At 68.3% G+C, this 12,500-nt stretch carries 9 protein-coding genes; 3 read left to right on the top strand and 6 right to left on the bottom strand.

The window, feature by feature from the left end:
• Positions 1-66: 66 nt before the first annotated feature.
• The gene (locus tag MFF24_RS13275) at positions 67-2,208 is read left to right on the top strand and encodes a sensor histidine kinase (protein WP_108939962.1); all 2,142 of its coding nucleotides are present in this window, start codon (positions 67-69) and stop codon (positions 2,206-2,208) included.
• A 31-nt stretch (positions 2,209-2,239) separates the two neighbouring features.
• Here MFF24_RS13275 and MFF24_RS13270 read toward each other — a convergent pair whose 3' ends face one another.
• From MFF24_RS13270 to MFF24_RS13255, 4 genes are all read right to left on the bottom strand, one after another.
• Positions 2,240-3,076, bottom strand: coding sequence for an aldo/keto reductase (locus MFF24_RS13270; RefSeq protein ID WP_108939963.1), 837 nt, complete (start codon positions 3,074-3,076; stop codon positions 2,240-2,242).
• Between the two features lie 116 nt (positions 3,077-3,192).
• Positions 3,193-3,972 carry a Crp/Fnr family transcriptional regulator gene (locus MFF24_RS13265; RefSeq protein ID WP_238224857.1) on the bottom strand — a complete coding sequence of 260 codons (780 nt, stop codon included), beginning with the start codon at positions 3,970-3,972 and terminating at the stop codon, positions 3,193-3,195.
• A 113-nt stretch (positions 3,973-4,085) separates the two neighbouring features.
• The gene (gene glgA / locus MFF24_RS13260; protein WP_238224856.1) at positions 4,086-5,618 is read right to left on the bottom strand and encodes a glycogen synthase GlgA; all 1,533 of its coding nucleotides are present in this window, start codon (positions 5,616-5,618) and stop codon (positions 4,086-4,088) included.
• Positions 5,619-5,907: 289 nt separating this feature from the next.
• Positions 5,908-7,536 (bottom strand): alpha-amylase family glycosyl hydrolase, encoded by a 1,629-nt coding sequence (locus MFF24_RS13255; protein WP_238224855.1) that lies wholly within the window; start codon positions 7,534-7,536, stop codon positions 5,908-5,910.
• A 340-nt stretch (positions 7,537-7,876) separates the two neighbouring features.
• Between MFF24_RS13255 and MFF24_RS13250 the strand changes: the two genes are divergently transcribed.
• Together MFF24_RS13250 and MFF24_RS13245 are read left to right on the top strand one after the other, a co-directional pair.
• Complete coding sequence (locus MFF24_RS13250) at positions 7,877-10,411, top strand: glycogen/starch/alpha-glucan phosphorylase (RefSeq protein ID WP_238224853.1); 2,535 nt, start codon at positions 7,877-7,879, stop codon at positions 10,409-10,411.
• 231 nt (positions 10,412-10,642) lie between these two features.
• Complete coding sequence (locus MFF24_RS13245) at positions 10,643-10,990, top strand: DUF1648 domain-containing protein (protein WP_238224852.1); 348 nt, start codon at positions 10,643-10,645, stop codon at positions 10,988-10,990.
• 19 nt (positions 10,991-11,009) lie between these two features.
• On the opposite strand, the gene MFF24_RS13240 is transcribed toward MFF24_RS13245, so the two are convergent.
• Entirely contained in the window at positions 11,010-11,951 is a 942-nt protein-coding gene (locus MFF24_RS13240) for a ferredoxin reductase domain-containing protein (RefSeq protein ID WP_238224851.1), read from the bottom strand.
• A gap of 44 nt (positions 11,952-11,995) precedes the next feature.
• Positions 11,996-12,418 carry a hypothetical protein gene (locus tag MFF24_RS13235; RefSeq protein ID WP_238224849.1) on the bottom strand — a complete coding sequence of 141 codons (423 nt, stop codon included), beginning with the start codon at positions 12,416-12,418 and terminating at the stop codon, positions 11,996-11,998.
• Between the last annotated feature and the right edge of the window lie 82 nt (positions 12,419-12,500).

Raw genomic sequence — 12,500 nt, 5'->3', positions numbered from 1 at the left:
TGATGGCCGGACGCCACTCTTCGAACATCGTACAGGCCAACGCCGCGGGACGCCTTGATCCGACGCATGCTCTCCCGGCTCGGCCAGCGTGGCTTCTCCACGCAGTTCTACCTGATCATGCTCGTGATCGCGCTGATCGGTCCGGGTCTGATCTTCACCGCCATCCTGCTGACCCGCTACGCCGCCACCGAACGCGCCCGCTTCGAGCAGGATGCCCGGGAGAACGTGCGCGGGATCGCCCTGTCGATCGACCGCGACACGGCCGGGCTCGTCTCGGTGCTGCAGACGCTCGCCACCTCGCCGCGGCTGAGGGATGGCGAATTCGCCAATTTCGAGAATCAGGCCCGTCTGGTGCGCGAGGCGATCGGCCTCGATCTCGTGCTGCGCCGGCCGGACGGACAGCAGATCGTCAACACGGCCCTGAAGCCGGGGGCGCCCCTGCCGGTGACGACGCTGCCGATCGACCGTGAACTGATCGACGGCGGGCAGCGCTCCATGGTCACCGGCTATCTCGCGGGGGCGACGCCCGATCAGGCGCACTACGCCGTCGCGCTGCCCGTGCGGATCGATGACCGCGTCGCCTTCATCCTCAGCTTCGCGGTGCCCCTGAATCGCATCGCGGGCATCCTCGGCCGTGAACAGGTCCGGGGCTGGGTCACCGGCGTCTCGGACCGGGACGCGGTGGTGCTCGCACGCTTGCCCGAGATGCCGGGCGTGGTCGGGCATCCCCGGCTGGCGACGTTGCGCCAGACCGCGACGGGCACGCCCGGCGTCTGGGAGGGACGGGACCGAAACTTCAAACCCGTCACCGTGGTCGAGGCGCGCTCGCGCCTGAACGGCTGGACCGTGGGGGCAAGCATCCCGCGCGAACTGGTCGATGCGCGGCTGCGGCGCTGGATCTGGGCCTTCGGTGGCTTCGGGCTTCTTGTGCTCGCCACCTCCTCGGTGCTTGCCGTGCATCTGTGGTCGCGGGTCTCGAAGCCGCTGCGGCAGCTCGCGGCGTCGGGGCCGGCGCTCGCCCGCGGGCAGGCAATCCCGCGGGTCGCCTCGCCGATCCACGAGATCCGCCGCCTCGCCGACGTGCTCTCGGAAGCCTCGCTGCGGCTGCGCACCCGCAGCGAGGAGCGCGACCGGGCGCTCGCCGAGACCCAGCGCGGCCTCACGGCCCTGCGCGAGAGCGAGGCGCGGTTCCGCCACATGGCCGATTCGGCCCCGGCCCTGATCTGGATGACCGACGAGACCGGCGAGGTGGTCTTCGCCAACATGCATTTCGACCACCTGTTCGGCCGCCCCGCCACGGAGATGACCGGCGGCGGCTGGGAGTCGATCGTGCATCCGCCGGATCTGCCGGCCTTTCGGGCGACGTTCCAGGAGGCGTTCGAGCACCGGCACCCGTTCCGGGCCGAGATGCGGGTGATCGATCGCAACGGCGAGATCCGCTGGCTGCGCTGCGAGGGCGTGCCGCGGCTCGACGATCACGGCACCTTCCTCGGCTTCACCGGGTGCAACGTTGACGTCACCGACGCCAAGCGGGCCGAGGAACATCTGCGCCTGCTCATCAACGAGCTGAACCACCGGGTGAAGAACACGCTCGCCACCGTCCAGTCGATCGCCATGCAATCCCTGCGCGGGCTCGACGGCGAGGAGGCGCAGGCGGCCAAGGCCGCCTTCGAGGCGCGGCTGCTGGCGCTCGCCCGCGCCCACGACGTGCTGACCCGCGAGAGTTGGGAAGGCGCCGAGCTGAAGACCGTGGTGGCCGACGCGATCCGCCCGCTGGAGGCAGCCGAGGGACAAGACTCACGCTTCGCGGTCTCGGGCCCGCGCCTGCGGCTCGCGCCGCGGCTGGCCCTGTCCATTGCCATGGCCCTGCACGAACTCGGCACGAACGCCGTGAAGTACGGCGCGCTCTCCAGAGAGGGCGGGCGGGTGACGATCACCTGGACCGTGCAGCGCCGGCCGGACCTGTTCCTCTCCCTGCGATGGAGCGAGAGCGGCGGCCCGCCCGTCACGCCGCCGACGCGGCGCGGTTTCGGCTCGCGCCTGATCGAGCGCAGTCTCGCCCGCGAGCTCGCGGGCAAGGTCGAGCTGCTCTACGAGCCCGATGGCGTGGTCTGCACCATCGAGGCACCGGTGCCCCCGCCGGGCCTGCTGGAGCGGAAAGGCGGAACGCAGCTCGCTGCCACGAAACCGCTTCCGCTCGCAGGCTGAAGCAGGCGCCCGGAGCGACCCCAGCGGGCTCCTATTGGAACGTCATCGGATCCGGCCCGATCCGCCCGTCGGCCCGATCGAGAGCGGCGATGGCCGCGTGGTCCTCCTGCGTGAGGGCGAAGCCGAACACGTCGATGTTCTCGTGCATTCGGGCAGGCGTCGCGGATTTCGGGATCGTCACGAAGCCGTTCTCGATGTGCCAGCGCAGAACCACCTGGGCCGGGCTGCGCCCGAGGCGGTCGGCGATCCGGGTGATGGCGGGATCGTCCAGCACCTGGGCCTGTCCCAAGGGGCTCCAGGCCTCGGTGACGATGCCGAGCCGGGCATGGGCCGCCCGAAGCGCGTGCTGCTGAAAGCGCGGGTGCAGTTCGATCTGGTTGAGGGTCGGTGCGACGCCGGTCTCGCTCACGAGCCGATCGAGCTGACCCTCGGTGAAGTTCGAGACGCCGATCGAGGCCGCACGGCCTTCCTCGCGCAGGCGGATCAGGGCTCTCCACGTGTCGAGATAGAGACCCCGGTCGGGGCAGGGCCAGTGGATCAGGTAGAGATCGACCTGCTCCAGGCCGAGCCGGGCGAGGCTCTCGTCGAAGGCGCGCAGCGCCGCGTCGTAGCCCTGGCTGTCGTTCCACAGCTTCGTCGTCACGAAGACCTCGGCACGCGACACCACTGTCTCGCGCAGACCGCGCCCGACGCCGGCTTCATTGCCGTAGGCCGCGGCGGTGTCGATCGATCGGTAGCCGCTGCCGAGCGCCGTGCCGACGAGGGACGGCGTCTCGGCTTCCTGCAAACGCCAGACGCCGAAGCCGAGTTGAGGGATGGACCGTCCATCGTTGAGGGCGATCTGCGGGACGGGATCGGGGGCTGCCATGGCGTCTTTGTTCTCATGCGCGGCCCGGGCGAAGAGCCGGGGGCGGGGCCGAGAGAATCGGCATGATCCTGCCTGCCGTACAGGCATCCTTCCGAGGGGGCAGGCCTGCGCGCGCGTCAGGGCCCGGTCCGCGCGGCCTCCTCCACCGCGTCGGGATCGGGCATCCGGACCAGGTGCAGATAGGCCGGATCGAAGTCGCAGAAACTCCGCAGGCGGGCGACGTTGGGGATGTAGAGCCGACGGTCCTTCAACTGGATCAATCCGGCCAGTCGCAGGTCGCGCAGGATGCGGCTCACGTGGATCGTCGTAATGCCGAGGATGTCGGCGAGCATCGGCTGGGTCAGGGGCAGCGGGCAGTCCCGTTCTCCGGCGGCGCCGACGAGTTGTTGGCGCAGCAGCAGCTCGCAGAACAGGTGAGCGATGCGCTTGTCGGCGGGGCGCTGGCCCATGCTGGCGAGCCATTCCCGCAGGATGCTCTCGTCGACGAGAGTCGCCCACCACAGGGCCCGGGCGAGGCGGGAATCGCGGAAGACCAGAGAATCGACCTGCTCCTGGGGGATGTCGGCGACGATGCAGGGGGTCAGCGCGGCGATGTAATGGTCGGATGGGCCGAGTACGATCGATTGCAGATCACAGAAATCGCCGGGCAGGAGCAGGCCGATGATCTGGCGCTGCCCGTCATCGATGATCTTGTAGCGGAAGGCGAAGCCTTCGAGGATGAGGTGGACGCCAGCCGCCACGTCGCCCGCCCGCACGATGTCCTGCTGCGGGTCCAGGCTGCGCTTGACCCTGGCCATATCGGCGAGCAGGGCCCGGTCGCCGGCGTCGAGGTCCGGGCCGTGGCGAAGCCTGAGGATCAGGGGGTTGCTGCGTGAAGGCAGCACGGTCGCGTCCATGGACGCTCAACGCGGAACGCTCCGTTCCGTGCCATGGAAACGCGACGACATTCTCCGGGAAACCGCCCTCGGGATGCTGTGTTCCCGCAAGCCCGTCGGTCGTCTGCCGCGTCTCAGGCGGCCTTCCAGCGCCGGGCGGTGTGGTTGCCGAAGGCGCGGGCGTAGAGATTGCAGTAGTTCAGCGCTGCCCCGTCCCAACCGAAGGAGCGGGACATGGCGCTGCGGCGCATAGTGTTGAGGCGCTTCTTCTGGCCGAAGGTCTCGAAGGCGCGGCGGATCGCCGAGGTCAGTCCCCGCGGCGAGGCCTCGCCGAAGGTGAAGCCGGTCACCCCATCCTCGACCGTATCGTTGAGCCCACCGGTGCGGCGCACGATCGGCAGGGAGCCGAAGCGTTGCGCGTACATCTGCGCTAGGCCGCAGGGCTCGAAGCGCGAGGGCATCAGCAGAAAGTCGCTGCCGGCGAAGATGCGGCGCGCTTCCGTTTCGCGAAAACCGACATGGACGCCGACATTCTCAGGGTAGCGTCCGGCGAGATCGCGCAGGGCCTCCTCGAACCGGCCCTCGCCCTGGCCGATCACCACGAGTTGCCCGCCCTCGGCGACGATCGATTCGGCGGCACTGATGCTGAGATCGATGCCCTTCTGGTGCACGAGGCGCGAGACGATGGCGAAGAGCGGCCCGCGGGAAACCGCCATGCCGAACTGTTTACGCACCTCGTCGGCATTGGCGCGCTTGCCCTTCCAATCGTCGGGCTCGAAGCGGGTGGCGAGATGCGAGTCGGTGCGCGGGTCCCAGCTCTCGTCGATGCCGTTGAGGATGCCGGTCAGGCGCCCCTGCGCGGCGCGGGTGCGCAACAGGCCGTCGAGGCCGCAGCCACCCTCGGGCGTCGTGATCTCGCGGGCATAGGTCTCGCTCACCGTGGTGACGTGCGAGGCGTGGAAGATGCCCGCCTTGAGGAAGGAAAGCTGCCCGTAGAACTCCACGCCGTCCATCTGGAAAGCATAGTCCGGCGCGCCGATCCGCCCAAGATTGTCACGGGGGAACAGGCCCTGATAGGCGAGGTTGTGGATCGTCAGCACGCTCGGCCGGCGGATGCCGAGCCAGGACATGTAGGCCGGCGCCAGGGCCGTCTGCCAATCGTTGAGGTGCAGCAGGTCGGCCGACCAGAGCGGATCGATCCCGGCTGCGAGCTCCGCCGCCGCGCGGCTCAGGCGAGCAAATCGCAAGTCGTTGTCGCCGAAATCGCCGTCCGCGTCGCCGTAGGGCGTGCCGTCGCGCTCGTAGAGGTCAGGCGCCACAAGGACGTAGACGCCGAGCCCGTCCGGCGTGGTGCCGTAGCCGAGTTCGCAGCCGGGTACGCCGGCGAAGGCGCCGAACCGACCGACCATCGTCAGGTTTTCGAGGCCGGCAAGCACCCGCGCGTAGCCGGGGATGAGGACGCGGACGTCGTAGTGGCGGCGCAGGGCACGGGGTAGGGCGCCCGCGACTTCGCCGAGTCCGCCGGTCTTCACGAAATCCGCCATCTCGGGGGTGGCGTAGAGGATGCGGGGAAGGAGTGCGTTGCCGAGCCTGTGATCGGGTTCGAAGGCGGAGATCGGCGACGGCGGCTCGGCGAACGGGCGCGCACCGAGATCCACGTAAGCCATCGCTTCGCCCCCGCCCCACCTGCGCCGCTGTTGGTATGCGGGACCCGCCGCTGCTGCGCTCGGCATTGAAATGCTCCGGAAGGCAATCCGTTCCGTTGCATTGCACAATTCAGACCACGTTCAGACCAATATTTTTGATCCGGCGCCTGCGTTTCCATCATGGGTTGTCTGCGTTGCGGGCATGTGTCGGCCATTCTGCGTATTCTTCCCGGATTCGGTTGGGTCGCATGCGCAGGGTGCGTCGCAGCGACTCGAAAGGCGGATGCCGGCTTTCGAGGGAGGCGATCCCCTACCCGCCGACCGGGCTCAGGATAACGCCTTCGTCCGGTCCGAGGGCGAGGCCGCCCTCAACCCTCTCGCCCGTTCGTCCGGCGTGGGTCGAGAGCAGGATCGTCCAGGCCCCTCTCTCGTGCAGAGGCACCCGCCATTCCCGCGTGCTGAAATTGAGCAGGATGCGCAGGGTTTCATCACCCGCGAAGCGCTCGAAGCCGAACACCTCGGCGGCGAGATCCGTATCCAGGGTCAGGTTGCGCCAATTGCCGATCGAGAGGGCGGGATGATCCCGGCGCAAGGACAGCAGCCGGCGGTACAACGTCAGGATCGAGCGGGAATCATCGCGCATCGTCTCGACGTTGCGCCGATCCGCGTCCGCGCTGAGCGGCAGCCAGGGCGTGCCGGTGGTGAAGCCCGCGTTCGGCGCGTCCTCCCACTGCATCGGCGTGCGCTCGGGGTCGCGCCCGTGACCGGGCTCGTTGCGGCCCCACGGGTCCTGGGCCCGCTCAGGCAGCACCGGGACATGTCCGAGGCCGATCTCGTCGCCGTAATAGAGGGTGGGCGTGCCGCGTAGCGTCAGCAGCAGCATCGCCGCGACCCGCTCCTGTGCCTCGCCGACGCGGGCGGCGATGCGAGGCTGGTCGTGATTGCCGAGCACCCAGTTCGGCCAGCCGCCCTCGGGCAAAGCCGCCTCGTATTCCGCGACCAGGGCCGCCACCGCGTCGGCGCGCCACGGTGTCTGGATGAGCTGGAAGTTGAAGGGGAGATCGGCCCCGCCGAGTTCCGGCCCGTAATAGGCCATCAGCCGCTCGATCGGCAGGTAGATCTCGCCGATCAGCACCCGCTCGCCATAGTCGCGCAGCACCGCGCGCATTCCGGCGATGACGTCGAGCACCTCGGGCCGATCGCAGGAATAGGTCTGATGGAAGCGGTTGATCCCGGCCTGATGCGGTTCGAAGTCGGGATTGTGCGGATTGTCGCGGAATCCCTCATCCTTGATCAGGTGCCAGATCACGTCGACGCGGAAGCCGTCCACGCCGCGATCCAGCCAGAAGCGCAGGGCGTCGTGCATCGCCGCCCGCACCTCGGGGTTGCGCCAGTTCAGGTCCGGCTGCTCGGGCAGGAAGGCGTGGTAGTAGTACTGACCGGTCGCCGGATCGCGGGTCCAGGCCGGACCGCCGAAATTCGAGAGCCAGTTGTTGGGCGGGCCACCATCGGGGCCGGCGTCGCGCCAGATGTACCAGTCGCGCTTGCGTGCCGCGCGGCTCGCCCGGCTCTCGACGAACCACGGATGCTCGATCGAGCTGTGGTTGGGCACGAAGTCGAGGATCACCTTCAGGCGCCGCCGATGCGCCTCGCCGATCAGAGTGTCGAAATCCGCCAGTGTGCCGAACAGCGGGTCGATGGCGCAGTAATCCGCCACGTCGTAGCCGAAATCGGCCATCGGCGAGCGGTAGAACGGCGAGATCCAGACCGCATCGACGCCGAGCCATGCGAGGTAATCCAGCCGCGCCGTGATCCCCCGAAGATCGCCGACGCCGTCACCATCCGTGTCCTGGAACGAGCGCGGATAGACCTGATAGACTGTCCCGCTCTGCCACCAGACCGCCTCGGAGCGGTTCGTCCCGGATACCGGACCTGACATCGGACCTCCCGCCCTGACGCTGCCGGCACCGCGCGCACCCGGCCAGAGGAGGGCGTAGGGCCGTTCAGCAAGCCTTCAAGCGGTGGATGCCATCTCTCGTGCGGGCCTTGGGGTGACACGAAAGCGTTGTGTCTAACGTGACACAGACGTGCGGGCACACAGCTTGCGAACGACATGTTTGCACGCATGTGTCTCGACAAGTCGGGTCACCGGCAACACCATGGTCCCGCAGGGCGACAGGCCACGTCGCGGATCATCGTGCCACCGCAAGAAGAGGGCAGGATCTGCGTTGAACCGAAATGCTTCAGCTGCTTCGGCTGCAACGAAGGGGGAATCTCAGGTGCTGAAAGAAGCTCCGTCCGCTCGCGACAGAAATGACGAAGCGGACACATCCGCTTCATCGGCGAAGACGGCGAAAGCCGCCGCTACCTTTGTTAAGCCGCGCGAAATCGTCCATGCCGATGCCGTCGTGGCCTTGCGCGAGGACATCCGCGCCAAGCTCGTCTACGCGATCGGCAAGACGCCCGAGGCCGCCCGCGAGCGCGACTGGTTCGCCGCCACCGCCCTGGCGCTGCGCGATCGGATCGTCGATGCCCGCGACCGGGCCCAGGCCGGCACCGTGCCGGACAAGCGGGTCTACTACCTCTCGCTCGAATTCCTGATCGGCCGGCTCCTGTCGGATGCGATGAACAATCTCGGCCTCGTCGAGACCACCAGGGCCGCGCTTCGCGACCTCGGGATCGATCTCGCCGACGTCGAGGGTGCCGAGCCCGACGCCGCGCTCGGCAATGGCGGCCTCGGCCGGCTCGCCGCCTGCTTCATGGAGAGTATGGCGAGTCTGTCGATCCCGGCGGTCGGCTACGGCATCCGCTACGACCACGGCATCTTTCGCCAGTCGTTGGAGAACGGGTGGCAGCGCGAGGCGCCGGAGACCTGGCTCGCGGAAGGCAACCCCTGGGAGTTCGCGCGGCCGGAAGCCACCTACACGATCGGCTTCGGCGGCCACGTCACCATGACGAGCCAGGGCGATCACCACATCCGCCGCCACTGGCATCCGGCCGAGACCGTGAATGCCGTGGCCTACGATGTGCCGATCGTCGGCTGGAAAGCTAAGCACGTCAACGTCCTGCGCCTGTGGAAGGCGGAGGCCGACGCGCCGGTCGAGCTCGCCCGCTTCAATGCCGGCGACCATGTCGGGGCGGTGGCGGGCCGGGCCCGGGCCGAGGCGATCTCGCGGGTGCTCTACCCGAGCGATTCCTCCGCCGAGGGCCAAGAGCTGCGCCTACGCCAGGAATTCTTCTTCACCTCCGCCTCGCTGCAGGATCTCGTGCGCCGGCACGTGGCCGAGCGGGGATCGCTCCGCTCCCTGCCCGACCACGCCGCGATCCAGCTCAACGACACCCATCCGGCCATCGCCGTGCCGGAGCTGATGCGCATCCTGATGGAGGATCACGACCTCCCGTGGGAGGATGCGTGGCAGATCACCACCCACACCCTGCACTACACCAACCACACCCTGCTGCCCGAGGCACTGGAGACCTGGCCGGTCGAGCTGATGGAGCGGCTGCTGCCGCGCCACATGCAGATCATCTACCTGATCAACTGGCTGCACCTCGAGGAGCAGAGCAAGAATGCCCGTAGTGGTGCGTTCGACGTGTCCACCGTCTCGCTGATCGACGAGACGCACGGGCGGCGCGTGCGCATGGGACCGCTCGCCTTCCACGGCTCGCGCCGGGTCAATGGCGTTTCGGCGCTCCACAGCGAGCTGCTGAAATCGACCGTGTTCAAGGATCTCCACGCCATCGAGCCGGAGAAGATCATCAACAAGACCAACGGCATCACCTTCCGCCGCTGGCTGCACAACGCCAATCCGGAGCTGACGGCGCTCGCCGTCGAGGCGGCGGGCGAGGGCGTGCTCGATGATCCGACTCTGCTCGAGCGGCTGGTGCCGTTCGCCGACGACGCGGATTTCCGTAAGCGCTACGCGGCGATGCGCAAGGCCCGCAAGGAGCGCCTCGCCCAGGTCATTGCCGAGCGCACCGGCGTCACCGTCGATCCGTCGGCCCTGTTCGACGTGCAGATCAAGCGCATCCACGAGTACAAGCGCCAGCTCCTCAACCTGATCGAAACAGTGGCACTCTATCAAGCCATCAAGCAGGCCCCGCACAAGGACTGGACGCCGCGGGTCAAGATCTTCGCCGGCAAGGCGGCGCCGAGCTACGTCCAGGCCAAGCTCATCATCAAGCTGGCGGGCGACATTGCGAATGTCGTCAACAACGATCCCGAGATCGGCGACCGGCTGAAGGTGGTGTTCCTGCCGAACTACTCGGTGAGCCTGGCCGAGGTCATCATCCCGGCGGCCGACCTCTCCGAGCAGATCTCGACCGCCGGCATGGAGGCTTCCGGCACGGGCAACATGAAGCTCGCGCTCAACGGTGCGCTCACCGTCGGCACGCTCGACGGTGCCAACATCGAGATCAAGGACCATGTCGGCGCGGAGAACATCTTCATCTTCGGCCTCGACGCCGAGGGCGTGCTTGCGCGCGTGAAGGAGCCGGACTACGCCGCCAAGGCGATCGCAGCCTCGGCCCGGCTGGCCGCGGCGCTCGACGCCATCGGCAACGGCACGTTCTCGCCGGACGATCCCGGCCGCTTCGCGCCGCTGGTGGACGAGTTGCGCCACGGCGACCGTTACCTGACCACGGTCGATTTCGAGGATTACTGGCGTGTCCAGCGCGAGATTGACGCCGCCTGGAAGCGCCCGGCGCAGTGGTGGCGCGCGGCAATCCTCAACACCGCGCGGATGGCGTGGTTCTCCTCCGACCGCTCGATGCGGGAATACGCCGAGGAGATCTGGCGGGTGAAGGTGGCCTAAGGGCCTACAAGGACGCGCGCAGGGCGGGAGGGGCGGAGGCTCCTTCCGCCCCTATCGTTTCTCACCCCGGTTCCTTCCGAGTTCAGCGCAAGCAGCGGCTGGAACTGGTGCCGGCCTTTACGGCATCGGGTTGAGACGAGCCGTTATCTTTATATGCAATCATAGATTGTTCCGCCTCGGTGCCGGTTCTAGCTTGGCTTTCGCCTGACCGCGCATCGGGGCGCATGCACCATGGATCAACGTCTGCCGAAGCTCGCTTGGTTTTCGTGCCTCGCCGCGATCGCCGCGATATCGGCCATCAATCTCACTTACGGCGGAAGCATAAAGACCGGAAAAGTGCCTATGCAATGGGGCGTTAACGGACAGCCAACTTGGTTCGCTCCAAAGGCAGTCGGCCTCTGGATAATCGTGGCGATCTTGGCGGTCACAGCCCCTGGAGTGTTCCTCAATATCAGGCAAAAGGCGGGATCAGCCAGTGACTGGTACTGGCTCGGAATGATCGCGACGTTCTGCTTCATCGCGGCCGGATATGCTTGGCATATCTCGGCCGTCATGGCCTGGGCGGAAGCGCAGCCCTGAATCGAAGTTCTGAGGCGCCTTACGCCCCCGGTTCGAGCGGGATCGGGTAGTACCGCGCACCCGCTGCCGCCGCCAAAACCTCGACCGCACCCAGCGTCGAGGGGCAGCCGGAGGCGTGCACCACGTCGGTCGCCCGTAAGGTGGGGATGTGGGCGGTGAGCGGGCCGGGTCGCACGTCGGGGGCGCGCTGGCGGTGACGGTCGGCGGCGATCGTGATGCGGGTCACGCCGGTGGCGCGCAGCCATTCCAGCGACGGGCGCATGTAGAGGTCGAGGGGATCGCGGGCCCCGACGATGAGGCAGATCTCGCGGGCGGGCTCGACGTAGCGCGCGGCGCGGGCGATGGCCCAGATGCCGGCGAATCCGGTTTCTGCTGCCACCAGCACGAGGCGTCCGCCGCCGGGCCGGTAGGTGCCGTTGCCGACGGGGCCCTTCACCTTGACCGTGCGGCCGGGCTCGACCGCGCAGCCGAACAGGGCGGTGAGATCCTCGGCGCACTCGCCGCGCAGGTGGAAGACGAGCTCGTTCAACTCCGCCCCGCCCTCGACGCCGAGCGTCGGGGTGAGGGTGACCGGGCGGCCGCCCTCGAGCGTGACGACGACCTGATCGCCCGGCTCGAAGGGAAGCCGCCGCTCTAGGGTCGCGACCACCTGCACGACTCGCGGCGCCAGTGCCGTTATCGTGTCGATGCTGCCGGTGCGGCGCACGAGCGTCCGGGCGGGCGTCTTGACGGGTCGGATCGCCGCGTCCGGATCGGGCACGGAAAGGGTCACTGCCTCCGCCCGCCGGGCGCGGACCGGCAACCGCCGCGAGGCGGGGCCTGCGCCCTGGCCGAGCAGACCGGTCATCGGAGCGATCACGCCGTCGGCGAGCGCGGTTTCCAGGGACGTGTCGCCGGGAGAGACCCGCAGGGCCTGACCGTTCACGACAAGCGAGCAACGGGCGCTCATGGGAGCACGCATGGCGGCAACCCGCTCCGATCGAAATGAGAGGTGTCTTGGAGGGATCAGAGCGGGTCGTGGATCAGCCGCTCGACCAGGGCGGCCCAGCGTGCGCGCACGGCGCGGGCCTCCTCGCTCAGCGTTTCCGCTTCCACGAGGCCGAGGCTGCTGCGAAGCGCTTCGCTTTCCCGGCGCTCGGCGGCGAGCGCGGCCTTCATCATCGCCACTTCGAGGCGCAGGCGCGTCAGATCCGCTTCACCGGCATCGGCTTCGGGCTGGGAGGGAGCAAGGAGGTCGACGTCCGTGTCCGCCGTGGCCGGCGCCACGGCGTCCGCCGGGTTCTCTTCCGCCACGTCCGCCGGCGCTTCCACCGGAACGAGACGCGGCTGCGCCGCGACGGCGAGATGGGCGTGGATCGGGCGTGTCATGAGGCGCCGCATCGCGCTGCCGGAGAGGGCCGGGCTCCTGCGTCTCGTGGCCTCGATCATCGTCCATCCTCAGTCCGGCGGGACCACCGAAGCAGCGTCCCGGATCGTTCGGATGGACCTTCCTTCAACATGGTTAAAGGAG

The sequence above is a fragment of the Methylorubrum aminovorans genome (assembly GCF_022179725.1).
In the GTDB taxonomy this organism is placed as follows: domain Bacteria; phylum Pseudomonadota; class Alphaproteobacteria; order Rhizobiales; family Beijerinckiaceae; genus Methylobacterium; species Methylobacterium aminovorans.
This window is presented reverse-complemented; position numbering and strand designations above follow the sequence as displayed.